This is a genomic window from Nitrosospira sp. Is2 (assembly GCF_033095785.1).
Taxonomy (GTDB): Bacteria; Pseudomonadota; Gammaproteobacteria; order Burkholderiales; family Nitrosomonadaceae; genus Nitrosospira.
Window position 1 is genome coordinate 2,757,820 of record NZ_CP137134.1, and the last position, 25,757, is coordinate 2,783,576.

Consider the following 25,757-nt stretch of genomic DNA (forward strand, 5'->3'; position numbering starts at 1 on the left):
CAACTGTTCTTGTAGCCGCATGTTTAGGCTACTCATCCGTATATTCCCTTCGTTAGCCGTAGTACATTCTTCGGGCGCATCGTCCAATCTTGCCGCTGGCGTTTCCTGGTTCTTGAAATAATCTCATCCAGGTGGCTCGGTCGGTTAATGCAAGTGTGGGGGCGGTTCTCCGCGTAGGCAGTACGGTAACCAGGTATCACAGCAGTCGCTATAGCTGAACTTCGGTTTTTCTTGTGGCGGAGATAAAATGGGCGTGTTGATCACAGCGAGAATAACGCGGTTTGGCGCCTCATAACGCGAGCCGCGGCGGAATCTTAGGTTCCACGAATCCATGAATGAGGGAAACGATGTCTGATGCAGAAGATCCATCTCGTATTCTTGAGGTAGGCTTTGGTTTTTGGGGTTCAAAGGTTCTCCTCACGGCGGTTGAATTAGAGCTTTTTACGGTACTAGGCGATGAGGCCATGACCGGCGTAGCCTTGGGCAAGGCGCTAAATCTCCATCCACGCGGCATCTGGGATTTTTTCGATGCACTCGTGGCGCTTGGTTTCCTGAACCGGGAGGGGGCTGGCGCAGCAGCGGTTTACTCTAATACCGCCCAAACAAGCCGCTTCTTGGACAAGAATAAAGGTGAGTATATTGGCGGCATACTGGAAATGGCCGGCCAGCGCTTGTTCAGATTCTGGAGTGATCTCGGACCCGCGCTCAAATCCGGCAGGCCTCAGAACGAAATCAAGCACAGCCAGAAACCCATGTTTGAAGTGCTTTATGAAGACTTGTCCCGGCTTGAACAATTCATGGGGGCAATGCGCGGCATTTCGCGAGTTAACTTCCAGGCGCTTGCGCAAAAGTTTGATTTTTCCCGTTATTCCACGCTGTGCGATGTGGGCGGCGCGACAGGATTGCTTTCGAGCCTGGTCGCCATACAGGATCCCCACATAAAATGCACGAGCTTTGATTTGCCAGCTGTCGAGCCTATCGCCAGGAAATGGATCGAGCAGGCGGGGTTAACTGACCGGGTAGAGGTTGCATCGGGAGATTTTCTGAAGAACCCTTTGCCGAAGGCGGATGTCATCACCATGGGGATGATTTTGCACGACTGGAATCTGGACAAGAAGAAACACCTTATCAAATTGGCATACGAGGCACTGCCGGAGGGAGGCGTGTTCATCGTGATTGAAAACCTGATCGACGATGAGCGGCGCACGAACGCGTTTGGGCTCATGATGTCGCTAAACATGCTTATCGAATTTGGTGATGCATTTGATTTCACCGGGGCAGATTTTTGGGAATGGTGCCGCGAGGCGGGGTTCAAGCGCTATGAAATAATGCATTTGGAAGGCCCATGCAGCGCCGCAATTGCATATAAATAAACGCGCGATCTTGAGCGGATGGCAAAACCTATGACAAGACTCCTTCTGATTGATCTTCCTAAGCGTCGTCTCCTTTTCGAACCCGGCCTCGGCAATTACCGAGTCGCAGCGTGAAAGGCTGGATCAATTCGCGCAAAGGATCCTCGAAAAGAAGAAGACCGCCGCGGGATACCCGGTCAACCAGGACACCTCTTTAGGCGATTTTTACGCGTGGTACATGAGGCACGAAATGTATCGCGTGGCGATGAACAACGTTGGGGATCCATACAAACAAAGTCCTTACAGTTTGAATACCCATGAGTTCGAGCAGGAAGTGGTGAATTACTTTGCCAGGCTGTATGGATTCAAGGAGGGAGACTACTGGGGTTTCGTAACCGCCAGCGGAACCGATGGAAACAACCACGGAATTTATTTCGGGCGTAAATACTTGGAATCGAAGTCATCCGTGAAGCCGATCATTTATGTTTCCGCGGAAGCCCATTACTCGATAAAAAAATTGGCCGATGTTCAAAATACCGAACTTCGCCTGATCAAGGCGACGGATATGGGCCACATGGATACGGCCGATTTCGAGAAGCAATTGGACCCGGCACGTCCGGCTCTTGTGGTTGTCGCCATGGGCACGACTTTCAAGGGTGCGATGGATGACCAGGCGGCCATCCGCAAAATACTGCGGGCAAAGCACCGCGGGCCCGTGTACATTCACTCCGATGCCGCCCTTTTCGGTGGATTTCTCCCCTATGTGAATGAAGAGGCTGCGCAACTCGTGCATCAGCAGGCACAAAAATTCGACTCAATCGTGGTCTCAGGGCACAAATTCTTTGGGTTTGACGAACCCATCGGCGTGTTTATTTGCACGCGTGAGGCATTTAAAAACCTGAATCCCTTTGAGGTGCCTTACCTGGCTGGCGCGGTTCCGACCATTACCACTTCGCGCAGCGCCCTCGGCCCTCTCAAATTCTGGTGGAAGATCAATTCAACCTCCCTCGAAGATTTCCGGACGGCCGCCCGGAATAGTATGAGCAATGCCGAGTATCTTTTAAAGAGCCTCGGAGAAGCGGGTGTTCGGGTATGGAAGAACCCTTACTCAAATACGCTATTTTTTGAGCGACCGCCCGAACATGTGATGAAAAAATATGATCTGGCACCGGACGAAGGCGCGCAATTCGGAAAAATCGCTCATTTCGTTGTCATGCCCCACGTCGATCGAAAGCTCATGGACAGCTTTGTTACTGATATGAAGGGGTGGAAAAGCAATATTTTTCAAAAATAGGTGCACTAAACCTCCCACTGCTGCCGAGCCGTTCGGCACACATGGAGTTCGAGTTCCGTCGATAACCTACGGGCTCATGAGCCGGGTGCGCTACAGCAGGGCCCGAGCCTCTACATCACCATAAACCACCGATTAAATATTCCAAATAGCGAGATTAGTCCAAGAATCAACACGAGAAGGGCTACCAGTGTCATGTCCGTTTTCATCACTATTCCTCCTCTTAAATTGGAATTTCGCAGGGTACGGTCGCGTTAGCAATACAACCATAGTCTCGACATGGTTTTAAGTCTAGTCCATATTATCAGAATGGGTATTTTTATTTTAAAAGTTTATTTGGAGCGTGAACGTGAATCAAAGTTGTACGAAGAACCCTATGGACGGAGTCGACCTGCTAGCCGCGTTAAGTTCTCAACCTAGGGGAGTTCGACGGGAGGATTAAATGGAGATATGGCCAAGAACTACGATGCCCTAAGAGTGTTAATTCTGGATGATGAGGTACGCGCGGAAGGAACCATGCTCATCTCGATAGAGGATGACAGTGGCAATGCATCAGCAACCGTTCTAGTTGAAAGGGATGAGGCAGTACAAATTATCGACCACTTAGAGCATATAGTTTCTATTAATGATTAAGCACTTAACTGATTAATTTGCAGGTACTCGGGGTCCTCCACGTATAGCTGCTAGAGCAAAAAATACACTGCGGAGGAGGCCGGGTATAAAGGAGATTGCGAAAATGGGAAGAGCAGGGAAGTGTCAGTCATCCTGGAGTGAAGAGGATGATTTAAACTGCTCACCCCCTGCAATTTCACTCTAGCAGGATTCTAGAAAGATGCCGCAGAGAGCGAATAAGGCCAAGTGTCTGTCTTTATGCGCCCGAGCTGGTCGGCTCTAGCAACTTATCGTTCAATTCAGAGTATTGAACGAGACGTCCCCTAGCCCATATTTCTAGTCCGATTCGTTCAATTTGCAACTTTCGTCACAGGCAGAAACGTGTCGATAGCCGCGGGTGGGCTGGAAATATTGCTGCAAGCCTTCTCGCCTTTGCTATCTTGAATTTACAGTGCCGGCAACGACGATGGCTGCAATTCCGAGCAGGCGAACGCCACAACCCCCTTCCAACCCGACCAAAGGAGACGCACCATGAGCACGATCACAACCAAGGACGGAACGCAGATTTACTACAATGACTGGGGGATCGGTCGGCCGGTGGTCTTCAGCCATGGCTGGCCGCTCTCCGCGGATGCGTTCGAAGATCAGATGTTCTTTCTCGCTTCGCGCGGATATCGATGCGTTGCGCATGACCGCCGCGGCCATGGCCGATCGAGCCAACCGTGGAATGGCAACGACCTGGACACGTATGCCGATGACTTGGCAGCGCTAGTGGAGCAGCTGGACCTTAAGAACGCGGTCCTTATCGGACACTCCACGGGCGGCGGTGAAGTCGCGCGCTATATCGGGCACCATGGCACCAAGCGCGTAGCCAAAGTTGTGCTGATCAGCGCCGTTCCGCCGCTGATGTTGAAGACGTCCTCCAATCCCGGCGGCTTGCCGATAGAAACATTCGACCAGTTGCGCGCCGGCGTCCAAGCCGACCGTTCGCAGTTTTGGAAGGATCTCAGCCTGCCGTTCTATGGCTACAATCGGCCGGGCGCCAAGATCTCTGAAGGCGTGCGCGACGCATTCTGGCTCCAGGGGATGATGGCGGGCTTCCCTGCCTCGTATTTCTGTATCAAGGCGTTTTCCGAAACCGATCTCATCGAGGACCTCAAGAAATTCGACGTGCCGACATTGGTTCTTCACGGTGACGACGACCAGATTGTCCCGATCGCAGATTCCGCATTGCTTTCTTCGAAGATCATCAAGAACGCGACGCTAAAAGTCTACCAGGGCGCCCCGCACGGCATGTGCACGACGCTTAAGGACCGGGTCAACGAAGAGCTGCTCGCCTTCATCAAGGGGTGAGCCGACATTGTCGATCTTTCAAACCTGTCGAAGTCGGCGGACTTTTCGATTCGTGCCAATCCTTCTGCCATCGCTTAATGCAATCCAGTAGTTTTGCCAGGAATACCAAACGTGAAAGACGTGTGAGTTTTCTCACATCTTTGCGCGCGGTTAGGGATTAACGTGTAATTGCGCGGCGTCACGCGCAGCTGGGAAACCAGAGGCAACAAGACGGGTAAACAAGAATACAAGAGGGAGATTAGAGAAGAGGAAACTCGTTAAGCGTTTTTCAACGAGAATAGCTGCTTTACGCCTTCTTCTCAGCCGCTATTGTGCTAGTCACCGGGCTATCCGTAGATGAACATCATCTATAAAAAACTATAAGAGGTTCGCCGGCAGAATAAGAATAAAGTGAACTTGCATTCTCATAAGCTGTTCTAGATGACCTGCCCCCCGTAATTAGCTACACGGTGCAGTAGAATCCGGGGTTGCAAATTGTTGTTGGGCTGCAAATTCGGCTGGCGTGATATTGCCAAGCGAACTATGCGGCCGTGCTGAATTGTAATCTTTTCGCCACGCCTCGATCAGGACACGTGCTTCATGCAGGGTTAAGAACCAGTTGTCGTTCAGGCACTCATCCCTGAATCGGCCATTAAAGCTTTCGATGTATGCATTCTGCGTGGGCTTGCCCGGCTGGATGAATATCAGCTTCACATCGCGAGCATGAGCCCAAGCATCGAGTGCCAGACTGGTGAATTCGGGCCCATGGTCGACCCTGATCATTTGCGGCAAAGGACGATGCTCCGCAATATGATCTAGTACGCGTGCCACGCGCGCTCCCGAAATAGATGTATCGACCTCAATGAGGATGCTTTCCCGGGTACAGTCATCCACCACATTCAGGCAGCGAATGCGTCTGCCATCAGCCAAACCGTCATGCACGAAATCCATCGACCAGGCATGGTTCGGTGTTTCTGGAAGAAATAATGGCACTCTTTCTGTCAGGCCGATTCGCTTGCGGCTGCGCTTGCGCACTGCTAATCCCGCATTGCGGTAGAGCCGATAGACCCGCTTGACATTGATATGCCAGCCTTCCCGCTTGAGAAGAATATGGATGCGTCGATAGCCAAAGCGCCGCCTTTGTGCGGCAAGCGAAACAATGCGCTCATGTAATTGCCTGGATGTGTCAGGCCGGGCGCGATAGCGCAATACCGAAGTGGAAATATTCATCAGCCCACAAGCCCGGCGTTCAGAGAACTGTCGTTCTGTCTTCAAAGCCGCAACTGCTTCCCGCCGCGCTTGTGGGCTTACCACTTTCGTGAAACGACATCTTTCAATGCCGCATTGTCGAGCAGTGCGTCAGCCAGCAGTCGCTTTAGCTTGTTATTCTCCTCTTCCAGGGCCTTAAGCCGCTTGGCGTCGGAGACGTCCATCCCGCCAAGCTTTGCCTTCCACTTGTAATAGGAAGCATCGGAAAAACCATGCTTGCGGCACAACTCCACCACAGGCACGCCCGCATCCGCTTCCTTCAAAAATCCAATAATTTGCTCCTCGCTAAATCGCTTCTTCATGGTCCGCTCCTCATCTAAGAATCGGACTCTACTACGTCATGAAGCTGATCGCAGGGGCAGTTCATAGAGAACGTTACTCTCTCAATTTATGGGTTGTGGATAGCTGCGAATTTTAGCTGGAATAATTGGTGGTTTCGGGGAATAACCTTAGAATTTAAGGCAAATAAGAGTGGAGGCAGATATGGCTCTGACGAATCCAAAGTTCGGTGTGGGTAATTTTGGTTACAAGGACGGCTGGCGCGTGAACGAGCACCCACGCTTTGTAGAGGATGTTACCGGCGATGGCAAGGCGGACATTGTTGGCTTCGCGCATGACGGGGTCTGGGTTTCGCAGAGCAATGGGGGTGGAGCTTTCCAGGCAGCGAAATTCGGCGTAGGTAGCTTTGGTTACAAGGATGGCTGGCGTGTTGATGAGCACTCACGCTTGGTAGAAGATGTTACCGGCGACCGCAAGGCGGACATTGTTGGCTTCGCGCACGACGGGGTCTGGGTTTCGGAGAGCAATGGCGACGGGACCTTCCAGGCAGCGAAGCTCGGGGTGGGTAATTTTGGTTACAAGGACGGCTGGCGCTTTGACGAGCACACGCGCTTTGTTGAAGACGTTACCGGCGATCACATGCCGGACATTGTTGGCTTCGCGCACGACGAGGTCGGGGTTTCGGAGTGGTTCGTTTGATTACTTTGAGATAGCAACTTCCAGTAAATGTTTTTACACTATTTTAGGCTGGAGGTCGGGAAAGAGCAGGAGGTGGCGCGGGGTTTCGATAGCCCTAGCTCATGCCGGTGAACAGCAACTCCCCCTTGTGCAGCATTATCATCCATAGGTATAAACTGGGACCGGAATTGTATGAGGGGTGTGGTCGCCCAACCACTTAGGTGTATAGGAAGGGGAGGCATTTGAAATAGTCTTCTCGAGCCAATAGCAACACGTGAAGAGTGCAGACACCGACCTGTGCGGTTGTTTTCAGGGGCGTGATTGAAGCGGACAGCGGCTTGTTCCGAACGCCGCCGGCTTAAGAATGTCTTTGATAGAATTTCGGTCACGCGGACCAGCCTACATTAACTAGCGACCTGTAAGATATTGTCCCGGTCGGGGCAATAGCGCAACACAGAAATAGCGATGTTCATCAGCCCACAAGCCCACCTCTCGGGCAATTGCCATGTTGGTGCGTCTGGCAGATTCGAGCCCAAGACCCCATTCGTTCGTACCAGCCTAGCTCAAGACTTTGACACATCCACTACCGTCTTTGAATCTACTTTTGCGGCCTTTTATCATTACTCGCTATTTTACGAACAGTTGCCACAAGGTACCAAGAACGATAGGCACTTGCTTATGCGATGCTTCCAGCAGACCTTTAACAATTATTTTTTTTGTTAATTTTACCTTGAACAGTTACCCCGGCGTTACCCTAAAATTTTATAGCTAAATATAAGCTACATAACCCCATGTTTTTTGGTGCCGACACCAAGATTCGAACTCGGGACCTTCTGATTACAAATCAGCTGCTCTACCAACTGAGCTATGCCGGCGTGGGTGCAATTATAGAGACTGCGAAGGAGGGGGGCAAACTGTAGTGCGGGGGAAAACGACTGGAGTTACTTGACGACCTGGAAGCGCCGTTTTTTACCTGCCGCAGATGAACCTTCCTGCGGGGAGGGCTGCTGTTTTTCCGGCTCTTCAATATTGGATTCATTTTGGGCCGTGGGAGTCTCTTCCTCCGGCGGAAAAAGAATACCTTTTGACGTTTCCTTGGCAAATATTCCCTGAACCGCGCTGACCGGTATTGAAACTTCGCGCGAGACACCGCTAAACCGGGCGGAAAACTGGATCACATCATCGCCCAGGGTCAGGTGGTGCGCCGCATCATGACTCACGTTGAGTATGATTTCCCCGTTTTTTACAAACTCTTCGGGCACGCGGGTCTGCGCATCCACCTTAACCGACAGGTAAGGGGTAAAGCCGCTATCGGAGCACCATTCATAGATGGCCCGGATCAAATATGGCTTGGTGGACAGTTCTCTCATTTGCGCATCGCCTTCTCGGAAGCTGTCAGGGCATCGATAAACGCGGGCCTGCTAAACAGTCGTTCGGCAAATTTCAGCAGGGGCGCGGCCTGCTTGGGTAGTTGAACGCCATAGTGATCCAGCCTCCAGAGCAATGGCGCGATGGCGACATCGAGCATGGAAAATTCATCCCCAAGCATGTATTTCTGTTTGGCGAATACGGGCGCAATGACAGTCAGGTTATCGCGGATAGTCGTACGCGCCTTCTCTACCGCTTTTGGATTGCCCTCCTCGACCGCATCAATATGGCAGAACAATTCCTGTTCAAAACGGTGCAGAAAGAGCCGTGCGCGGGCGCGCATGACAGGATCCGCCGGCATCAACTGCGGATGAGGAAAGCGGTCGTCAATATATTCATTGATGATATTGGACTCGTACAAAATAAGGTCGCGTTCCACCAGCACCGGCACCCGGCCATAGGGGCTCATTACGGCCAGGTCTTCCGGCCTGTTGTGCAGGTCAACATCAATAATCTGAAAATCCATTCCCTTCTCGTACAGCACAATACGGCAGCGATGGCTGAACGGGCAGGTTGTTGCTGAGTACAACGTCATCATAGGTTGTTACTTTCCGGGCGTGATTGGGAGAACGTTTTTACAGATGAGAACAGTTTAATGGATATCCTTCCAATATTCACGTTTAAGCGCATAGGTCAACCCCAGCATGGCGAAAAGGAAAAGCATCACAATTATTCCTACTTGCACCCGCTTTGTCGCCGCTGGTTCACCCAGGTAAACCAGGAAATTCACCAGGTCTGCCACATACTTATCGTATTCGATTTTCGAAAGCGTCCCTGGTTTGTCCAGTTTCAGTTCTTTTAGTTCATGCTTGCCGCCATGGCCATCGTCAACCATGTTTACCGCAACCGTTTGCTCTCCCTGCAATTCGTACAGCACATGCGGCATGGCGACCTTGTCAAACAGGAGATTATTCCATCCGGTAGCCGTGGAGTCATCGCGATAGAAATTGCGAAGATAGGTGTACAGCCAATCGGGCCCCCGGGAACGGGCGATGACCGACAGATCGGGCGGGGCCACGCCAAACCATTGCTTGGCTTCTTTCTTTTTCATCGCGACGGTCATAAGCTCGCCCACCTTCTGACCGGTAAAGATCAGATTATCCTTGATCTGACCCTCGGTGAGGCCAAGATCACGGAGACGGTTGTAACGCATGTATTCGGCGCTGTGGCATGTCATGCAATAGTTGACGAAGACCTGCGCGCCGCGTTGGAGGGAGATCTTATCGTTCGGCGCAAGCGGCGCGCGATCCAGTTTCATTTCCGAACTGCTGGCGAATGCGCTCAGCGGCACCAGCCACAACATACAAAAAACAACGGCAATTTTTCTCATTCTGTCACTCGCGTCGGTTCAGGCTTGGTTTTATCTATCTTGCTGTACCACGGCATAAGAATGAAGAAGGCAAAGTAAATTACCGTGAATATCTGCGCGAGCACTGTGTAAAGAGGCGTTGGCGATTTCGTGCCGAGCCAGCCAAGCACCAGGACGCTGATAACGAAAAGCGTGAGGGCGATCTTGAAATAAGGTCCCTTGTAGCGAATCGACTTAACCGGGCTGCGGTCCAGCCAGGGCAACAGGGCAAAGATGGCCACAGAACCGCCCATCAGCACGATGCCCCAGAGTTTCGCGTCTATCCAGAGGAAGTTGACCGTGACTGCCCTCAGCATCGAGTAGTACGGAGTGAAATACCATACCGGTGCGATATGGTCTGGCGTCTGCAACGTATTTGCCGGGATAAAATTGTTGTACTCGAGGAAGTAGCCGCCCATTTCGGGCATGAAAAAGATGATGCCGCAGAATACGATCAGAAATCCCACAACCCCGACAATATCCTTCACCGTGTAGTAGGGGTGAAACGGGATGCCATCCACGGGAACATGCGTTACAGGGTCCTTGTTTTTCTTGATTTCAATACCGTCCGGGTTGTTCGAGCCGACCTCATGCAAAGCCACGATATGGACGAACACCAGTGTCACCAGCAGGACCGGCAGCGTGACGACGTGATAGGCGAAAAAGCGGTTGAGCGCGGCGTCAGACAACATGAAATCCCCCAGAATCCAGTTCGACAGGGTGTGACCGATAACCGGAATCGCGCCTATCATGCTCACGATCACCTGCGCGCCCCAGTATGACATTTGTCCCCAGGGAAGGATGTAGCCCGTAAATGCCAGCATCATCAGGATGAAGAAGATACCCATGCCGATCAGCCACAGGAGTTCGCGCGGCTTACGGTAGGAGCCGTACATCATTCCGCGGAACATGTGCAGATAGACGACGACGAAGAACATGGACGCGCCGGTGGAATGCATGTAGCGGATCAGCCAGCCGAAGTCCACATCCCGCATGATGTATTCCACCGATGCGAAAGCCATGCTGGCGTCCGGCTTGTAGTTCATGGTGAGGAAAATGCCGGTGAGAAGCTGATTGACCAGCACGAGCATGGCGAGCGAGCCGAAGTAATACCAGAAATTAAAGTTCTTCGGCGCGTAGTATTCGGCAAGATGATACTTCCAGGTGGAAGTCAAAGGAAAACGCGCGTCTACCCACTCCAACATGGATTCCAGTCGCTTGCTCATTATGCGGACTCCTTGCTATCAGATCCGATCAACAGACGGTTGTCGCTTAAATACGTGTGGGGAGGAACGACAAGATTGGTGGGCGCGGGGACGTGCTTGTAGACACGGCCTGCAAGGTCGAACTTGGAGCCGTGGCAGGGGCAGAAGAAACCGCCCAGCCAGTCGGCGCCCAGGTCCGCAGGGGCGATATCCTTGCGGTACACCGGCGAACATCCCAAGTGGGTGCAGACGCCTTCGACGACCAGATATTCCGGTTTGATCGAACGCGCATCATTCTTCGCGTAGGGCGGTTGCTGAGGTTTTTCCGATTTGGGATCGGCCACCTGGCTATCAAGCTTTTTCAGAGTAGCCAGCATTTCTGGGGTACGGTTCAGCACCCATACCACCTTGCCGCGCCATTCGACCAAAAGCAGCATGCCGGGCTCAAGCTTCGTGATGTCTACCTCGACCGGCGCGCCTGCCGCCTTCGCCCTTTCACTGGGCATCATGCTCATCACGAAGGGAGTCGCCACGCCAATGCTGGCAATTCCTCCCGCAATCGAAGTGGCGGCTATGAGAAAACGCCGTCTGCTATTTATCTCTTGTTTTTTCTCAGTATCTGCCATATTTTGCAGTCCCCGTTTGTTGGTCTGGAACTGTTCTAAAAAATTTTGAAAAACTTAACCATTTTAACATAGTATGTATTGGAAAATAAAATATTCCTGCGAAAAACTTACACATAGAGCAAGATGAGGGTACAGCAGATTCAACTTTCAGATCAATGAACTGGGCACGTCTTCCCTGTTTTTCGCTCCCGTTTTCAGCAGCACAATCCGGAGTAACCTCCTCTGCGGTGGAACACGCCAAATCTCCCGGAATAGCATCGCTAAATTCGGAAAAAAACAGTACTGGGACGAATAATGGCCGTTTGAACCAAAAAGGGGGTGGCAGGCGCCCCGCCCGGCGCAGGTCGCGGCCATTCTGTTTTTCGAGTGAATAATTATGAAACGACCGATTGTTAATTGTCCGCAATGCGGCAAGATTATGGAGTGGGATCCCGCAAACCCTTACCGTCCATTTTGTTCCGAGCGTTGCAAGTTGATCGATCTCGGGCAGTGGGCATCGGAAGCGTATCGCATCCCGGAGGTGGAAAAAATGGAAGAAGATGAGACCGGCGAAGACGAGAAATAGCCGCCGGGACGATACGGGTCAGCGGTGAATGCCGCGCCATCGGTTCATACTGTGGCGCGTGAACAGGTCGTAACAGTTTAGCGGCCCATCGCCCTCATGATGGCTATACCGTGGGCGCCATGTTCCCATGCGGTGGTTAAATCCTCCTGGCGTAATCCGCCGAGGGCATATACCGGGATGGAGCAATCGCGGATGAGCGCGGCGAACTTTCGCCAGCCCAGCGTAGGGATGCCGGGGTGGCTCAGCGTGGGCAGTACCGGAGCAAGCACAGCAAAATCCAGTCCCAACTGCTCGGCTCGGGCAAGTTCCTCAGCGTTATGACAGGACGCGCCGCACCATTCGGAGTTGGGGCGTGTCTCAAGATTCATCAGTTGTGCCGACGAAAAGTGAACCCCATCTGCGCGGGCGTCCGGATAGAGGTTTTCATCGCTCCCACTTACGTTCACCAGCACTGTGGCATTGTAACGATGGGCAAGCGCAACTATTTCGCCGGTAAAAGCATGCAACGCTTTCTTCGTCATTGTTTTCTCTCGAACCTGCAGCAGCCGTACCCCGTCTTGCAACGCGCGCTCGACCCGGTCCAGCGTCGTTTCCGTTCCCCACTCGGCGGCATTGGTAATCGCATAAACCGCCGGTAGACGAAGTGCCTGCAGTATCGGGGCGTTGGCTGGAAGCATAGGTTCCACATTGACATTGCCCGCGGATTGCCACGACAGCTCCTGCTTCTCGCATGGCCGCGGCTCGCCATGCCACGCGACTACACGGTAAAAGCAGAGGCGTACCGTGGCATGGCTGTAGGTGAAGATACGGGTTATCCATGGATACGCCCGTTGAACATGGATCGCCAGTTCCTCCAGCAACTCCCGGTCGAGGGCATGCCTGAGCGGTTCCCCGGCATTCACCTTTCCGCCGGGAAATTCCCAGTAGCCTGCATAGGGCTTGGCCTCCGGCCGGCGGGCGAGAAGAAAACTTCCGTCTGGGCGGGTGATGACCGCGACCGCTACGTCAACAATTTTATGAGAATGAGGCATGGTGGAGTAGGGAAACAGTCATCAGATAGCGGAGATCAGCTTTCTGAGTTCGCTAAGGGAGCGTTGCTAACGCCACGCTCTTGCGCCGGTTCAACCACATTCCCCGCCGGAACGAAGTGCGAGAATGAGAAAAAACGCTTCCCTGGCGTTGAAGGCCGCGCGGAGGCAAAGGAAAAGGCAGCCCGAAAAGAAGCTCAAGCCCGCGGGCGTTTTTTTCCTCACGTCATCAACTATCCTGCCTCTCGCTGACGCTGGATTTTTGTTTTCCTGCCCAGTCGCGAGCGAACTGCCATGCGACGCGTCCACTACGCGAGCCGCGACCCAGTGCCCATTGCAGCGCGGCTGTTCTTGCCCGGAGATCCAGTTCCGGGATACCGAAATGAACAAGCCACTGCTCGACAATGTTCAGGTATTGATCCTGATCGAAGGAATGAAAAGATACCCATATCCCGAAACGTTCTGATAGAGAACTTTTTTCCTCCACCGTTTCGCTGGGATGGATCTCCGCGCCGTCATGCCGGGTATCCAGATTGTCCCGCATGAATTCGGGCATCAGATGACGGCGGTTGGAAGTCGCATAGACAAGGACATTTTCGGACGCGGTAGCAATCGATCCGTCCAGCACCACCTTTAACGCTTTGTAGCCGGGCTCATCCGATTCGAATGAAAGATCATCGCAATACAGGATAAAGCGTTCAGGGCGATGGCATGTCTGTGCCACGATATCGTGCAAATCAGTGAGATGATGCTTTTCCACTTCGATCAAACGCAACCCCATGGGCGCGTATTTGTTCAGCATTGCTTTCACCAGGGATGACTTTCCGGTTCCGCGTGCCCCCGTAAGCAAGACGTTATTGGCGGGATGGCCTCGCACGAACTGACGTGTGTTCTGATCCACCAGGTTTTTCTGCCTCTCGATGCCCCGCAACGCATCGAAGGTGATGTGATGAGGCTGGGTGATGGGTTCGATGAACGCCTTATCGCCGTGTTTACGCCAGCGGAATGCCAGGGCGGCCTCCCAGTTCACGTCTGGCTGAGCCAGCGTGAGGAGTCCTTCCATACGGGAAAGCAGGGTCTCAGCCCGGTGGTAGAGGTTATTCCAATTATTCATGGGCAGGGGGAGTTATTCCATATGGCATGCACTCGCCGCAGGACGCCAAACGCCCGAATTATGGCGCGTTCCGGTCCTTTTGCTATGTGTGCTATCGTACTGAACCGCTCAGCTAAACGGGCCATGATTCGCTTGTTGCGAGGCATGGACACGGAGCGATCTGGCTCCATCGTAACAAAAATTGCCAAGAAGAAGCAAAGAAATGGCCCTTGCTGGTCTCTGATGGGTTAGCGCAATCGGAGAGTATCCGCTTTCCAGTACTTCATTCAAGTTTCAACAAATTTTGGAGAAAACATCATGAAAAATATACCCACGAACAAATCAATTATTTCTCTCGCAATAGGCTCGGCTTTTGTCGCAACGCTGGGATCCGCTCCGATCGCTTCTGCGAATGAAAGCCCTTTCACCGTGCAATCGCTGGGTAAAGGCTACATGGTTGCGGAGTCTCACCAGTATGGCGAGAAGAAGGACGGGTACGGAGAGAAAAAAGATGGCTACGGCGGAAAGAAAGATCGGGAGGGCCGCTGTGGGATGTCCATGGCCGACACCGACGGTGATGGCAAGGTGAGCAGGGAAGAACATGCGCGCCATGCAGACAAGATGTTCGATATGATGGACAAAAACAAGGATGGTTATATCGACAAGGATGAAGCCAGCGCGATGAGGAAGAAGCACGGTCATGGCCATGGTCAGTCCCGCGGAAATGCGTCCGGAGATCGGTCCGGCTACGGCGAAGGGCAAGGGCCCGGATACGGCGAAGGGTATGGAACGCGGTCGGGCGATCGCCAGCTGCAACACATGAAGCCGATGGACGAATAAGCATGGTCTTCGGCTGCTACTGTGGACAGGCCTGTGGAAACAGCCTGGTTCCAGATTGAGGTTAAGGGTTTAAATGTAGGGGCCGCGCATAAATTGCGCGGCCTCAGCCTTACACTTGAGAATCGCGTTGTTCGCCGGTGGTATGGCGCCGGCGCTAGCTTCGATAGCTGGCATTGATCTTTACATAATCATAGGATAAGTCGCACGTCCAGACGGTAGCGGAAGCATCGCCTCTGTTGAGTACAACGCGCACTGTGATTTCCGATTGCTTCATCACACGCTGTCCATCCTGTTCCCGGTAGGTCGAAGCCCTGCCGCCGTTCTCCGCAACCAGCACATCGTCGAGAAAAAGCTGCAACTCATTCACATCGAGGTTTTCAATGCCCGCATAGCCGATGGCGGCGAGGATGCGGCCGAGATTTGGATCGGATGCGAAAAAAGCCGTCTTTACGAGGGGTGAATGCGCAATGGCGTACGCGGTTTTGGAACATTCATCCGCTGAGCCTCCCCCTTCCACCTGGATGGTGATGAACTTGCTAGCGCCTTCTCCGTCCCGCACGATGGCTTGTGCAAGCTGTGCCGCAACTTCGGTTATGGCGTCTCGCAATTGTGCAAATTCAGCGCTTTCCCTATCTCTAACAGGGGAATTGCCTGCAAGGCCGGTTCCCATCAGAATAAATGCATCGTTGGTTGAGGTGTCGCCATCTACCGTGATGCGATTGAATGAGTTTTCCGTGGCATGACGGGCGATTTCCAGCAACATCGGCTGACTTAGTGCGGCGTCGGTTGCGATGTAACTCAACATTGTCGCCATGTTGGGGTGAATCATGCCTGAACCCTTGGCAATGCCAGTGATGGTGACAGGTGTATCCTTGAAAAAAATTTGCTTCGACACTGCTTTTGGTACGATATCTGTCGTCATGATTGCTTCCGCGGCAGCGAGCCAGTTGTCCTCCCTGAGGTCCGCTACGGCTGCGGGCAACCCCGCAATAATTTTCCCCAGCGGCAAGGGTTCCATGATCACGCCGGTGGAAAATGGCAGCACCTGGCGGGTATCGCAACCGAGCAACCGGGCCACCTCAGCGCAGGTGGCGCGGGCGTCCCCAATTCCCGTTTGACCGGTACCCGCGTTGGCATTGCCCGTATTTACTATTAGCGCTCTTATCGCGAATTCCGGTATGGAAAGATGTTCCCTGGCGATTACAACCGGTGCGGCGCAAAAACGGTTTTGGGTAAACATCCCCGCAACATGGGTCCCGGCTTCGAGGGCGATAACCAGCAGGTCTTTTCGGCCGGGCTTTCTGATCTCCGCCTCGGCAATGCCCAAGGTGACGCCCTTGATTGGAAACAGTTGTGCGGGTAGTGGGGGTTTAAGGTTAACTGGCATAACGATGTGCTATCGGTTCTCGACCAAAATTAGGTAATATTGTTTTTCGCGCTTGTCCTCAAGCACGAAAGAGCGCGTTATCTTAACTCATCTTCCTCGCGTTTTTTAATTTTTACCCTGAATGAATATCGATGTTCCTGTATAACGCAGCTTTTCACTCTGTCATAACATTAATAGCTCGTCAGTTTTTTCCGAATTTTTCGTAGCACAGGAATCAACCCTGTGAACTTATGACGGCCGCTTCCTGCCCTGATAAAAGAAGGGGCGGCAAAAAATTGTAGACGGTATGGGAGAAACGCATGAATTGCGACAAAGAACTGGATGTGCGGGGCCTCAATTGTCCCTTGCCCATCCTGCGGACCAAGAAATCACTGGTGGACATGAACACCGGCCAGGTATTAAAAATAATGGCGACGGATCCCGGCGCCGTAATCGATTTCCAGGTATTTGCCGATCAGACGGGTAACGAGCTGATCTCGTTGTTCGAGTTGGCTGGAGAATTTACGTTTTACATGAGGAAGAGATAGGAATATTCAACTCGCTAATCGCCTGAAACCCTCCTGATAGCCCAGCGTAAAACCGCCCCGATCATTCCGTCGTCGTCCATGCTTACGAACAGCCCGGATTCGGCGGCTTATAGCTTCTAAATAAAAGCGCTCAAAGCGCGGCGCGTGCATCTGCCGCAGCCACAAATTTTCGGTACCGTGCCAGCCACGGCAGCGGGATCGGGCATTCGGAAGGATTCCGACTTACCGCGTCCGCCGCAACCAGCGCGCCAAGCATGATCGAACGGCCGCAATTGTCTCCCCCTGCCCGAATGTTTGACTCCACTGCGGTCCTGTAGTCAGGCGCACGCTGCGCGATATGGAAAATAAGCGGCAAACGCTCCGCGACGTGACATGCAGAGCCGAAGCGCTCTGCGGCCGCAATGCTGTCGAGCTGTGGCATGGCAAGCGCTTCTGCAAGCAGTGGCTCCAGGGGGCTTCCTGCGAATGATGACGCTTCGTTTAATGCCTGCGCCAGCGGGGTGCCGTGCAACAGCTTGAACAATGCCGCCGACGCACAGCGTGCTGCCGACACCGCCAGTGCATTATTGTTTGTCACTCGCACCGCTTCTTCGACACGAGCCATCAGCTCCTCCAGCGTTCCATCGTGCGCCGCGACGAGTGACGGGAGTGCTGCCAGGGCAGGGTGCTGATCATCGTCGGCGCCCGACGCGGCCGGAAATTCGGCCGGTTCCAATGCTGACAACGTACGCAAGGTGAGGGGGGTGGGTGAATCAATGTAACCGACGTACTCGCCGCCGGGGCCGAAGTGCGCCCGATACTCGGACTGATACGCGATGCGAGCGAAGGTGCCGTGCTTCGCCAGATGCTTCAGCATCAACAAACAGGTCTCACCATAGCTGGTACCGTCCCCAGTTGTCTTAAGACGATGGGCGAAGTAGCCCTTTACCCCGGAATAGTTATTCGCATCAGGCTGAAGGAACACCAGTCCTTTGACCGACTCAATCTCTGCAATGCGGGCGGGATCGTAGATCCAATGCAGACCGAGCGAAGCGGAATCGGCTACCAATGCACCCAGGACGGTGGCGCTATTCTGATTCTTCATTTTTCCGACTCCTTTCCATACCGGAACGACCTGATGTAATCTATCGTTTACCTAGTCAATACTTTCCATCCGCCCGGATCTCTTCCTCTGGCGGCAGCCTGCGAGCCTCGTCTTCCAACATCACCGGAATGCCATCCCTGATAGGGAAAGCCAGACGGTCCCCCTTGCAGATCAGTTCGTTTTCGGCTTTTCTATACAGCAGGGGTGCCTTGCACAACGGGCACACCAAAATATCGAGCAATTTCATATCCATAGTACGGTCCCCAGTGTAAAGGATGGGTTTAAATACGTGTCATTGGCACAGGCGTTACGTGAAACGCAAGTAACGGTTATGCACATTTTCATCGATAAAAGCTATGTTGCACCCGATATCCGGCGGATCGGGCTCCAGCTTCAGACTCCGGGGTTGCTGGCTTCCTACTCCCGAGCCGATGTTGTTCAGCTGAGCTGCTCCGCCGGCGTTGTTCCCTTGGTGCGACGAGGGACACGGTGGCTTCGCAGGTGCCTTACCTGGAATTCTGAGTCGTGAAAGTGATGTGATTGTATCCCGCCAAACGTGCTGCTTCCATCACCGTTATTACGGACTGATGTGTCGCTGCCGCGTCGGCGCCGATGACAATGACCGGGTCAGGCCGATTCCCGGCTGCCTTGCGCAGGTCCTCGCTAATCTGCTCCGCGCTGGGGGACTCCACCTGATTACGATTGATCGTATAGCTCCCGTTGGCGCTCACCGTTATGTTGATGACATTCGGGGACTCCGTCGCTTGCTGCGATGTTGCCTGAGGCAGGCTAATCTCGAGTTCCGAGAATTTCGAGTAGGTAGTGGTAATGACCAGGAATATCAGAATGACCAGCAATACATCAATCATGGGTACCAGATTGATCTCCGGTTCTTCTTTTTTCCGTCCGCGCTGAAAATTCATGGGTATTCAGTTTTCCTGCTTTACCGATCGTCAGCCCTGCCGCTCTCCGTGAACGATTTCCACCAGTTTTAGTGCCTGCAATTCCATTTCTACCACCAGCTCGTCTACCTTGGCGCGGAAATGGCGGTAAAAAATCATGCTGGGGATGGCCACCAGAATACCGAATGCCGCATTGTAGAGCGCTACGGAAATCCCATGGGCGAGTTGGGCCGGGTTGCTGTTACCAGCAGGAGAGCCTGTCCCGAAAATTTCAATCATCCCGACCAAAGTGCCAAACAGTCCCATCAGGGGGCTCAAAGACGCAATGGTGCCAAGGGTGGTGAGGTACCGTTCCAGGTCGTGAGCAACGGCACGGCCGGCTTCCTCGATTGACTCTTTCATGATCTCCCGGGTACTTTTGTCATTTCTCAAGCCCGCGGCAAAGATTTGACCCAAGGGCGAGTGTTGTTGCAGGCGTGCAAGCATTTCGGGCGTAACGCCGCTGTTGCGGTACTCCCGCACCACTTGGGGCAGAAGATCCCTCGGCGTCACCATGCTCAGCCGCAAGGCCCACAAACGTTCGCCTATAATGCCGAGAGCAACGATAGAGGCTAATATGATCGGCCAGATCGGCCACCCGGCAGCTTGAATCAACGCGAACACCGACAATCTCCCGCAGCGCACAAATCAGAGCCGTAAATGTATCTTGCCCCTGTGATTTCAGCAAGAACGGCAGGGCTTTCTTTTCCACAATTGCTGTGGATAAGTTTGTGGGTAATATGGCGGCAGGACCAATAAGTCGTCCAGCCATAAGAACTTTTTCTGATTAGATTAATTTTTAAACTTCTATATAAACATTACAAAACATGTACTTATCGATTAATCTCTGAATTCCGGCGGTTTCCCCCGGAGAATCATGCAATTTTCGTGACAGATGTGGATTATTGTAGAATGTCAAGATGAACCTATTTCTGGAAATGGAAATCGCTCGGGCCGTCCTGAGCGTAAGCGAATTAAACCGTAGCGCCAAGGACTTGCTTGAGCGCGCATTCCCATTGTTGTGGGTCGCGGGTGAAATCTCGAACATCAAGCGCTATGGCTCCGGACATTGGTACTTTACGCTGAAGGACGCGGATGCCCAAGTGCGGTGCGTAATGTTCCGGGAAAAAAACCAGTACCTGGACTGGCAGCCCACAGATGGCATGCGAGTGGAGGTGCGAGCGCTCGTGACGTTATACTATGCTCGCGGCGATTTTCAGTTGAACGTCGAGACCATTCGTCGCGCCGGACTCGGCGCGCTGTTCGAAGCTTTCGAACAGCTGAAGGCCAGGCTTGGCAAGGAAGGACTGTTCGACTCCGAGCGCAAGAAGCCTTTGCCCCCGTGCCCCAAGCAGATTGGAATCATTACGTCTCCAGCGGCTGCTGCGCTGCACGACGTGCTTTCGACCCTGCGGCGTCGGATGCCGTCGGTGCCGGTGATCATATACCCCGCACCGGTCCAGGGCGCGGGCGCTCCCGCAAAAATCGCCGCAGCTATTGAAAAGGCGGGAAACCGGGCTGACTGCGACGTGCTCATTCTATGCCGTGGCGGTGGCAGTATCGAGGATTTATGGGCGTTTAATGAGGAGGTTGTGGCCCGGGCGATTGCCGCCTGTTCCATTCCCATTATTAGCGGTGTGGGGCACGAGACCGATTTTACCATTGCCGATTTCGTGGCCGATGTTCGCGCTCCCACCCCAACGGGAGCCTCGCAACTGGTCTGTCCCGATCGGGAAGAGTTGGCCCGGCAGGTTGGAACCCTGGGCGCTCGCATTCATCGCGCTGTGCAACGCAGTCTTGAAAGCCGCATGCAGAGTGCTGATATGCTCGGCTGCCGACTGGAGCACCCCGGTAAGCGGATCGATGGCCAGCTTGCGCACTTGCAGCGTGTGCGCGAGCGGCTGGCGGGCTCATGGATGCGCAGGACCGAAAGCAGCTACTGGCGTTTACGCGAGCTTAGCCAGCGGATAACGATGGCCCGCCCGGATGTTTCCCTGATGACCGAACGCCAGCGTGAACTTCAGTTGCGCTTGCGCCGGGCCACGAGTGTTCGCCTGGATACACTCATGGTGGGTTTGCAGCGTCAGCGTGCGCATCTTGCTCATCTGAATCCCGAGTCGGTTCTTGAGCGCGGTTACAGTATCGCTTATGACGCTGACGGTGGCGTATTGCGAAGTAGCGACCCGATTGAGGTCGGCGATGTAATAAGGGTAGCGTTCTCGAAAGGGTGGAGCAGAGCGCGCGTGACAGAGAAGGGCAGCTAGAGAAACCGTAACTGCTGATCACTGGTGGACATTTAGGCCTCGCTGATGCAGACTTGAATGTGTCAGAGGTCGTGCATGTTCCGGGATGTCCAGCTTGCTGTTTTCCCCCATATCCCTGAAGTCCCTGATATCCCGGCGACTCATTCTTTTACTCCTCTCATCATGAAACGTAACTCCTAATGTCAAGAATCTTTTTATCGCTAGGTGCTATTAACGCTTTTATTTGCGTGGGTTTGGGCGCTTTCGGCGCGCATGGCCTGAAGCAAAGGCTTTCCGTCGACATGCTTGCCGTGTATCAAACAGGGGTGCAGTATCATTTCTATCACGCACTGGGTCTTATTGCGGTGGGACTCATACTGTTCCACTATCCCGGGTCCAGACCCGTGGCTATATCCGGATGGCTGATGCTTGCCGGAATCATCCTGTTTTCCGTAAGCCTCTACGCGTTGAGCCTCACCGGGTTGCGCGGGCTAGGTGTCATTACGCCGTTTGGCGGCCTCGCGTTTCTCAGCGCATGGGCGATGCTCGCTTATGGCGTGCAGGCCTCGAAATAGGGCACCGTAGCTTTGGCCTCCTTGTGACGCTTTATAATTTTTTCGCTCCTTGTCCGCGTGGGCTGGAGCCCGCGCTCATTACTGAGTTGGAGAAGCTTGGCGGCTCATCTGTCCTCGGGCGCGACGGCGGAGTGCAGTTCCAGGGAGATTGGCTGACCTGTTACCGCGCTAATCTCCAAAGCAGGATAGCCAGTCGCATTTTGTGGCAGGTCGCGAATGAGCCCTATGCCACTGAAGCGGACGTGTATGCCGCAGCCCGGGCATTGCCGTGGAGCGAGTGGTTTAGTCAGTCTCTCACGATCCGGGTCAAGGTGGCGGCGATAAGATGCCCCTTACGTAGCCTCGACTTTGTTACTCTCAAGATCAAGGATGCGGTTTGCGACAAATTTCGAGAAACGACCGGCGGGCGACCGAACGTAGACACGGTGCAGCCGGACATGCGGATCCACGGCTTCCTTGATGCCCGGCGATTCTCGTTGTATCTCGACACGTCCGGTGACGCACTGTTCAAGCGCGGTAACAGAAAAAATACCGTCGCGGCTCCGATACGGGAGAACCTTGCGGCGGGAATCCTGCATCTGACGGGTTGGAAGCCGGGCGTTCCGCTGCTTGACCCGATGTGCGGCAGCGGCACTTTTCTACTCGAGGCGGTCCAGGTCGCGCTGAACATTGCGCCAGGATCGGGACGGCGTTTTGCATTTGAAAAGCTGAAGAATTTTGATGCCCAGCAATGGAAGCAGCTTAAGGAGGAAGCCCTGGCCCGGCAAAGGCCACTATTGCGCCAGCCGATATTCGGCAGTGATCTGTATGGCGATATCCTGGCCGCCGCGCGGGCGAATTTAGCTGATGCGGGATTTTCGGAGGCAGTTTCGCTCAAGCAGGCAAACGTGCTGGAAATGGCGGCTCCCGCGGCCGCTGGGTTCCTTATTGCCAACCCGCCGTATGGGGTGCGCATAGGCGAGCAGCAGCAGCTTGCAGAGTTTTACCCTCGGCTGGGGGATGCGCTGAAGAAGAAATTCAGCGGCTGGAGCGCATATATCCTTACCGCCGACCCGCTTCTGCCAAAATTAATCCGGTTAACAGCCTCACGGCGAATCCCTTTGTTCAATGGCGCGCTGGAATGCCGCTTGCTGGAATACAAGATGGTTGCTGGAGGCATGCGCAGGGTCAAAAATCCCCCGGCCTCGCCGGCCGCTACCCCTGGTCTTGAGGTCAACGATGGATAGTTACCGTCGAACAAACAGGGCGGGAAGAGGGATATTTTTTCTGGTATTTCTGGGTTGTATTGGCCTGATCGGTTACGCCCTCTATCTACAGTTGATAAAAAATCTGCTGCCTTGCCCGCTTTGTGTAGCTCAACGCATTGCATACTGGCTGGTCGGCGTGACAGCGCTGTTGGCTTTTTTCCACTCGCCCGGAGCAACGGGTAGCCGAATCTACCACGGTCTGTTGGCGCTCTTTGCTTTCGGTGGAGCAACTGTCGCGTTGCGTCAAGCCTGGCTGATACGCTATCCGGAGGCCTTCGAATGCGGTATCAGCCCGGAGGAAAGATTTTTGAATGCATTGCCGCTTGCCCGCTGGTGGCCAAGCATGTTTGAAGCAAACGGGGATTGCGCCGATGTGACCTGGAAGTTCGCTTCGCTTACTCTTCCGGATTGGTCGGCTATTTTTTTCATCATTTTTGGCGGGTTGGCTTTATATGGTGTCTTTTCAGCCAGGCGCCGTCGCCGCTGGTGAAGCTGATCAACAGTGGGCGGAGTTCTCCTTCTCAAATTCTTGCCTCTTTGAAAAAACGGAGGTTGCGACAATTAGCTTCAGTTTCTTCATCGATTGGTACCGCCGCCTTCTTGAAAACTGTACTTGAATCCCTATATATGAGCCATCCTTCTCATCAGTAACAGGAACGCATCTATGAAACGAATTTTTCTCTTTGTTGTTACGAACCTGGCCATTCTCCTGGTCCTGAGTATTACCCTGCGCCTATTGGGCGTAGACCGCTTGCTGGACGCGCAGGGCGGGATAGACTTTAACTCGCTGCTGATTATGGCGGCTGTGATAGGGTTTGGGGGTTCGCTGATTTCTCTCGCCATGTCCAAGTGGACTGCGAAACGCATGACTGGCGCGGTAGTGATCGAGCAACCATCCGATCCGACCGAACGCTGGCTGGTGGAAACTGTCCGGCGACAGGCCGAGCTTGCCGGTATTGGAATGCCTGAAGTGGCAATTTATGACGCGCCCGATGTGAATGCCTTTGCGACCGGCATGAACCGTAACGATGCGTTGGTGGCAGTGAGCACGGGCCTGCTTCAGAACATGCGCAAAGATGAAATCGAAGGTGTGCTGGCGCATGAGATTAGCCATGTTGCCAACGGCGATATGGTGACGCTCGCGTTGATTCAGGGGGTGGTTAACACGTTCGTGATTTTTCTTTCCCGAATAATCGGACATTTTGTGGATAGGGTGGTATTCAAAACTGAACGGGACTATGGCCCCGCTTTCATGATTACAAGCCTTGTGGCCCAAATGGTACTCGGGATACTGGCGAGTATGATCGTCATGTGGTTCAGCCGCCACCGCGAATTTCGAGCGGACGCTGGCGGCGCGCAGTTGGCCGGCCGGAATAAGATGATTGCTGCGCTGGAGCGACTGAAACAACGGCATGAGCCATCGCAACTGCCGGAAAGGCTGGCGGCATTCGGGATTTCTGGAGGAGAAGGCCGCTTTAAAGCCTTGTTCATGTCGCATCCTCCGCTTGAGGAGCGGATTGCGGCGTTGCGGGCGGTGGCCTGATTCTGATCCGTAAAAGGTATTAAAGAAGATATTTAAATTAAAAGAGGCGGGGGCATGTAATGCCCCCGCCTCTTTTGTTTTTTCTTATTCGCTTCGCTCTTTTCGAATGAGCTTGTCCTGGCCTCATTCAGACATGGCGCAATGCTTCGACTTATTCGGTATCTTCGTCTTCTTTTCTCTTCGGCGGGTTGCCGTCGTGTACCAGATTCCGCCTCCGCTGGAGATATGCTTCACGGATGAATTCATATTTATCCAGCGCTGCTTCATCTACCGTTTTTTCCGATTTAAGCAGGCCTGCCCGGGTATCAGCAGCGCGGGTGGATCCAACTATGGGCCCGATAAACGGCGCGACGAAGAAGCTGCCCACAAAAACAGGATCGGTCGCTATATCAAGCACACGACCTCCTGCGTCTCGCGTTGAACTGGGGCCAAGGAAAGGAAGAACGATGTAAGGCCCGCTTGCGACTCCGTGGTACCCGAGGGTTTGGCCGAAGTCTTCATCATGTTTCTCCAAGCCAATGCCGGTGGCCACGTCGGCCACGCCGGCCAAGCCCAAGGTACTGTTGACTATGACGCGCATGCTGCTCGTAAGCGCGTTATTGAACTTCAGCTGTAGAAGATTGTTGAGCGTGACCGGGATATCATTCAAATTGGAAAAAACGTTTCCCACCGCTATTTGAAGGGGATCAGGCATCACCCATCTATAGCCGTTGGCGAGCGGTCGGAAGACGTAATCGTCAACCTTCTCATTAAAGCCGAAAACCTTGCGATTTACCGGCTCCCATGGGTCTTCTTTACTGCGAAAAGTTGCGGGATCCGCGGGCGCGGCATTCTTGAAGACCGGTCCGTCGAACGATTCCGACGCATCTTTCCGATTGTTGTCAGCCTTTACGCCTGTGCTGGCGGGAGCACTGGTCGTCGCGGGACTATTCGAAACGGAGGAAGCACTTGTCGTCGCGGGAGTAGTCGTAACGGCAGCAGCACTGGTCGCGGCGAGGAGAGTGGCGCTCGTGGAGTCGCTGGTACTCGCATTGGCGGGGATGCTCGTGCTAGCCGAAGTGTTCGTATCGGCCGTCGCGCTCTTATTGGTGGTAGCGCAGCCATTGAGGAAAAACCCCAAGAGTAACGATAATAGAATAGAAGGTTTGACGGTACGGGTCATATTCGAATTGATCAAAATTTGCGGTTAGGGGGAGCAAACGGCGACATTATATTGGCTAATTCACGTGCGGAATACATTTTTTTTCACGCTCGAAGAACACTG

General features: G+C 53.5%; 27 protein-coding genes, 1 tRNA gene and 1 pseudogene. 14 read left to right on the plus strand and 15 right to left on the minus strand.

Annotated elements, in window-relative coordinates; genetic code table 11:
• The first annotated feature begins 347 nt into the window (after positions 1-347).
• From R5L00_RS12065 to R5L00_RS12080, 4 genes are all read left to right on the plus strand, one after another.
• On the plus strand, positions 348-1,373 hold the full coding sequence (locus tag R5L00_RS12065; RefSeq protein ID WP_317651944.1) for a methyltransferase: 1,026 nt from the start codon (positions 348-350) through the stop codon (positions 1,371-1,373).
• Between the two features lie 49 nt (positions 1,374-1,422).
• Positions 1,423-2,646 carry a histidine decarboxylase gene (locus R5L00_RS12070; RefSeq protein WP_317651946.1) on the plus strand — a complete coding sequence of 408 codons (1,224 nt, stop codon included), beginning with the start codon at positions 1,423-1,425 and terminating at the stop codon, positions 2,644-2,646.
• A gap of 447 nt (positions 2,647-3,093) precedes the next feature.
• On the plus strand, positions 3,094-3,276 hold the full coding sequence (locus tag R5L00_RS12075) for a hypothetical protein (RefSeq protein WP_317651948.1): 183 nt from the start codon (positions 3,094-3,096) through the stop codon (positions 3,274-3,276).
• A gap of 510 nt (positions 3,277-3,786) precedes the next feature.
• Positions 3,787-4,608, plus strand: coding sequence for an alpha/beta hydrolase (locus R5L00_RS12080; RefSeq protein ID WP_317651950.1), 822 nt, complete (start codon positions 3,787-3,789; stop codon positions 4,606-4,608).
• A 438-nt stretch (positions 4,609-5,046) separates the two neighbouring features.
• Here the strand turns inward: R5L00_RS12080 and R5L00_RS12085 are convergent.
• A protein-coding gene (locus tag R5L00_RS12085; RefSeq protein WP_317651953.1) for an IS3 family transposase occupies positions 5,047-6,158 on the minus strand; the annotation gives its coding sequence in 2 pieces (ribosomal slippage) (positions 5,047-5,906 and positions 5,906-6,158; 1,113 coding nt in all).
• A 181-nt stretch (positions 6,159-6,339) separates the two neighbouring features.
• Between R5L00_RS12085 and R5L00_RS12090 the strand changes: the two genes are divergently transcribed.
• Positions 6,340-6,834: a hypothetical protein gene (locus R5L00_RS12090; protein WP_317651955.1), complete on the plus strand. Its 495-nt coding sequence runs from the start codon at positions 6,340-6,342 to the stop codon at positions 6,832-6,834.
• A gap of 778 nt (positions 6,835-7,612) precedes the next feature.
• On the opposite strand, the gene R5L00_RS12095 is transcribed toward R5L00_RS12090, so the two are convergent.
• The 6 genes from R5L00_RS12095 to petA all read right to left on the minus strand — a co-directional run bounded on the left by R5L00_RS12095 (position 7,613) and on the right by petA (position 11,420).
• A tRNA-Thr gene (locus tag R5L00_RS12095) sits at positions 7,613-7,688 on the minus strand.
• 66 nt (positions 7,689-7,754) lie between these two features.
• Positions 7,755-8,183 (minus strand): ClpXP protease specificity-enhancing factor, encoded by a 429-nt coding sequence (locus tag R5L00_RS12100; RefSeq protein WP_107694242.1) that lies wholly within the window; start codon positions 8,181-8,183, stop codon positions 7,755-7,757.
• Positions 8,180-8,779 (minus strand): glutathione S-transferase N-terminal domain-containing protein, encoded by a 600-nt coding sequence (locus R5L00_RS12105; protein ID WP_107694241.1) that lies wholly within the window; start codon positions 8,777-8,779, stop codon positions 8,180-8,182. Before R5L00_RS12105 ends, R5L00_RS12100 begins: the two co-directional genes overlap by 4 nt.
• 54 nt (positions 8,780-8,833) lie before the next feature.
• Positions 8,834-9,571 carry a cytochrome c1 gene (locus R5L00_RS12110; protein WP_317651958.1) on the minus strand — a complete coding sequence of 246 codons (738 nt, stop codon included), beginning with the start codon at positions 9,569-9,571 and terminating at the stop codon, positions 8,834-8,836.
• Positions 9,568-10,815, minus strand: coding sequence for a cytochrome b (locus R5L00_RS12115; RefSeq protein ID WP_107694239.1), 1,248 nt, complete (start codon positions 10,813-10,815; stop codon positions 9,568-9,570). The genes R5L00_RS12110 and R5L00_RS12115 overlap by 4 nt, the downstream gene beginning before the upstream one ends.
• Positions 10,815-11,420: a ubiquinol-cytochrome c reductase iron-sulfur subunit gene (petA, locus tag R5L00_RS12120; protein ID WP_107694238.1), complete on the minus strand. Its 606-nt coding sequence runs from the start codon at positions 11,418-11,420 to the stop codon at positions 10,815-10,817. The genes R5L00_RS12115 and petA overlap by 1 nt, the downstream gene beginning before the upstream one ends.
• 376 nt (positions 11,421-11,796) lie before the next feature.
• Between petA and yacG the strand changes: the two genes are divergently transcribed.
• Positions 11,797-11,985 (plus strand): DNA gyrase inhibitor YacG, encoded by a 189-nt coding sequence (gene yacG / locus R5L00_RS12125; RefSeq protein WP_317651961.1) that lies wholly within the window; start codon positions 11,797-11,799, stop codon positions 11,983-11,985.
• Positions 11,986-12,062: 77 nt separating this feature from the next.
• Here the strand turns inward: yacG and R5L00_RS12130 are convergent, their stop codons facing one another.
• Positions 12,063-13,016 (minus strand): Nudix family hydrolase, encoded by a 954-nt coding sequence (locus tag R5L00_RS12130; RefSeq protein WP_107694235.1) that lies wholly within the window; start codon positions 13,014-13,016, stop codon positions 12,063-12,065.
• A gap of 226 nt (positions 13,017-13,242) precedes the next feature.
• Positions 13,243-14,127, minus strand: coding sequence for an ATP-binding protein (locus tag R5L00_RS12135; protein ID WP_317651963.1), 885 nt, complete (start codon positions 14,125-14,127; stop codon positions 13,243-13,245).
• A 297-nt stretch (positions 14,128-14,424) separates the two neighbouring features.
• On the opposite strand from R5L00_RS12135, the gene R5L00_RS12140 reads away from it, so the two are divergent.
• Positions 14,425-14,946 (plus strand): EF-hand domain-containing protein, encoded by a 522-nt coding sequence (locus R5L00_RS12140; protein ID WP_258192684.1) that lies wholly within the window; start codon positions 14,425-14,427, stop codon positions 14,944-14,946.
• A 154-nt stretch (positions 14,947-15,100) separates the two neighbouring features.
• Here the strand turns inward: R5L00_RS12140 and argJ are convergent, their stop codons facing one another.
• Positions 15,101-16,333: a bifunctional glutamate N-acetyltransferase/amino-acid acetyltransferase ArgJ gene (argJ, locus tag R5L00_RS12145; protein ID WP_317651966.1), complete on the minus strand. Its 1,233-nt coding sequence runs from the start codon at positions 16,331-16,333 to the stop codon at positions 15,101-15,103.
• Positions 16,334-16,632: 299 nt separating this feature from the next.
• On the opposite strand from argJ, the gene R5L00_RS12150 reads away from it, so the two are divergent.
• Complete coding sequence (locus R5L00_RS12150) at positions 16,633-16,860, plus strand: sulfurtransferase TusA family protein (protein WP_107694231.1); 228 nt, start codon at positions 16,633-16,635, stop codon at positions 16,858-16,860.
• Positions 16,861-16,990: 130 nt separating this feature from the next.
• On the opposite strand, the gene R5L00_RS12155 is transcribed toward R5L00_RS12150, so the two are convergent.
• The 4 genes from R5L00_RS12155 to R5L00_RS12170 all read right to left on the minus strand — a co-directional run bounded on the left by R5L00_RS12155 (position 16,991) and on the right by R5L00_RS12170 (position 19,509).
• Positions 16,991-17,944, minus strand: coding sequence for an ADP-ribosylglycohydrolase family protein (locus tag R5L00_RS12155; protein WP_317651969.1), 954 nt, complete (start codon positions 17,942-17,944; stop codon positions 16,991-16,993).
• Positions 17,945-17,999: 55 nt separating this feature from the next.
• On the minus strand, positions 18,000-18,197 hold the full coding sequence (locus R5L00_RS12160) for a Trm112 family protein (RefSeq protein ID WP_107694229.1): 198 nt from the start codon (positions 18,195-18,197) through the stop codon (positions 18,000-18,002).
• Between the two features lie 253 nt (positions 18,198-18,450).
• Complete coding sequence (locus R5L00_RS12165) at positions 18,451-18,867, minus strand: ExbD/TolR family protein (protein ID WP_107694228.1); 417 nt, start codon at positions 18,865-18,867, stop codon at positions 18,451-18,453.
• Between the two features lie 30 nt (positions 18,868-18,897).
• Entirely contained in the window at positions 18,898-19,509 is a 612-nt protein-coding gene (locus R5L00_RS12170; protein WP_107694227.1) for a MotA/TolQ/ExbB proton channel family protein, read from the minus strand.
• Between the two features lie 296 nt (positions 19,510-19,805).
• On the opposite strand from R5L00_RS12170, the gene xseA reads away from it, so the two are divergent.
• The 5 genes from xseA (at position 19,806) to htpX (ending at position 24,493) form a co-directional block, all read left to right on the plus strand.
• Entirely contained in the window at positions 19,806-21,149 is a 1,344-nt protein-coding gene (gene xseA, locus R5L00_RS12175; RefSeq protein ID WP_317651973.1) for an exodeoxyribonuclease VII large subunit, read from the plus strand.
• A gap of 179 nt (positions 21,150-21,328) precedes the next feature.
• Complete coding sequence (locus tag R5L00_RS12180; protein WP_107694225.1) at positions 21,329-21,703, plus strand: DUF423 domain-containing protein; 375 nt, start codon at positions 21,329-21,331, stop codon at positions 21,701-21,703.
• 23 nt (positions 21,704-21,726) lie between these two features.
• The gene (locus R5L00_RS12185) at positions 21,727-22,929 is read left to right on the plus strand and encodes a class I SAM-dependent RNA methyltransferase (protein ID WP_317654178.1); all 1,203 of its coding nucleotides are present in this window, start codon (positions 21,727-21,729) and stop codon (positions 22,927-22,929) included.
• Complete coding sequence (locus R5L00_RS12190; protein WP_107694224.1) at positions 22,922-23,440, plus strand: disulfide bond formation protein B; 519 nt, start codon at positions 22,922-22,924, stop codon at positions 23,438-23,440. Before R5L00_RS12185 ends, R5L00_RS12190 begins: the two co-directional genes overlap by 8 nt.
• Positions 23,441-23,614: 174 nt before the next feature.
• Entirely contained in the window at positions 23,615-24,493 is an 879-nt protein-coding gene (htpX, locus tag R5L00_RS12195; RefSeq protein ID WP_317651977.1) for a protease HtpX, read from the plus strand.
• Between the two features lie 151 nt (positions 24,494-24,644).
• Here htpX and R5L00_RS12200 read toward each other — a convergent pair.
• A pseudogene (locus tag R5L00_RS12200) lies at positions 24,645-25,226 on the minus strand (VacJ family lipoprotein); the annotation flags it as partial.
• Positions 25,227-25,326: 100 nt separating this feature from the next.
• On the opposite strand from R5L00_RS12200, the gene R5L00_RS12205 reads away from it, so the two are divergent.
• The gene (locus R5L00_RS12205; protein ID WP_317654221.1) at positions 25,327-25,683 is read left to right on the plus strand and encodes a hypothetical protein; all 357 of its coding nucleotides are present in this window, start codon (positions 25,327-25,329) and stop codon (positions 25,681-25,683) included.
• The last annotated feature ends 74 nt before the right edge of the window (positions 25,684-25,757 follow it).

Coding starts and splice junctions, on each gene's coding strand:
- R5L00_RS12065 (WP_317651944.1), top strand. CDS start 348: ATGTCTGATGCAGAAGATCCATCTCGTATTCTTGAGGTAGGCTTTGGT.
- R5L00_RS12075 (WP_317651948.1), top strand. CDS start 3,094: ATGGCCAAGAACTACGATGCCCTAAGAGTGTTAATTCTGGATGATGAG.
- R5L00_RS12080 (WP_317651950.1), top strand. CDS start 3,787: ATGAGCACGATCACAACCAAGGACGGAACGCAGATTTACTACAATGAC.
- R5L00_RS12090 (WP_317651955.1), top strand. CDS start 6,340: ATGGCTCTGACGAATCCAAAGTTCGGTGTGGGTAATTTTGGTTACAAG.
- R5L00_RS12100 (WP_107694242.1), bottom strand. CDS start 8,183: ATGAGAGAACTGTCCACCAAGCCATATTTGATCCGGGCCATCTATGAA.
- R5L00_RS12105 (WP_107694241.1), bottom strand. CDS start 8,779: ATGATGACGTTGTACTCAGCAACAACCTGCCCGTTCAGCCATCGCTGC.
- R5L00_RS12110 (WP_317651958.1), bottom strand. CDS start 9,571: ATGAGAAAAATTGCCGTTGTTTTTTGTATGTTGTGGCTGGTGCCGCTG.
- R5L00_RS12115 (WP_107694239.1), bottom strand. CDS start 10,815: ATGAGCAAGCGACTGGAATCCATGTTGGAGTGGGTAGACGCGCGTTTT.
- petA (WP_107694238.1), bottom strand. CDS start 11,420: ATGGCAGATACTGAGAAAAAACAAGAGATAAATAGCAGACGGCGTTTT.
- yacG (WP_317651961.1), top strand. CDS start 11,797: ATGAAACGACCGATTGTTAATTGTCCGCAATGCGGCAAGATTATGGAG.
- R5L00_RS12130 (WP_107694235.1), bottom strand. CDS start 13,016: ATGCCTCATTCTCATAAAATTGTTGACGTAGCGGTCGCGGTCATCACC.
- R5L00_RS12135 (WP_317651963.1), bottom strand. CDS start 14,127: ATGAATAATTGGAATAACCTCTACCACCGGGCTGAGACCCTGCTTTCC.
- R5L00_RS12140 (WP_258192684.1), top strand. CDS start 14,425: ATGAAAAATATACCCACGAACAAATCAATTATTTCTCTCGCAATAGGC.
- argJ (WP_317651966.1), bottom strand. CDS start 16,333: ATGCCAGTTAACCTTAAACCCCCACTACCCGCACAACTGTTTCCAATC.
- R5L00_RS12150 (WP_107694231.1), top strand. CDS start 16,633: ATGAATTGCGACAAAGAACTGGATGTGCGGGGCCTCAATTGTCCCTTG.
- R5L00_RS12155 (WP_317651969.1), bottom strand. CDS start 17,944: ATGAAGAATCAGAATAGCGCCACCGTCCTGGGTGCATTGGTAGCCGAT.
- R5L00_RS12160 (WP_107694229.1), bottom strand. CDS start 18,197: ATGGATATGAAATTGCTCGATATTTTGGTGTGCCCGTTGTGCAAGGCA.
- R5L00_RS12165 (WP_107694228.1), bottom strand. CDS start 18,867: ATGAATTTTCAGCGCGGACGGAAAAAAGAAGAACCGGAGATCAATCTG.
- xseA (WP_317651973.1), top strand. CDS start 19,806: ATGAACCTATTTCTGGAAATGGAAATCGCTCGGGCCGTCCTGAGCGTA.
- R5L00_RS12180 (WP_107694225.1), top strand. CDS start 21,329: ATGTCAAGAATCTTTTTATCGCTAGGTGCTATTAACGCTTTTATTTGC.
- R5L00_RS12190 (WP_107694224.1), top strand. CDS start 22,922: ATGGATAGTTACCGTCGAACAAACAGGGCGGGAAGAGGGATATTTTTT.
- htpX (WP_317651977.1), top strand. CDS start 23,615: ATGAAACGAATTTTTCTCTTTGTTGTTACGAACCTGGCCATTCTCCTG.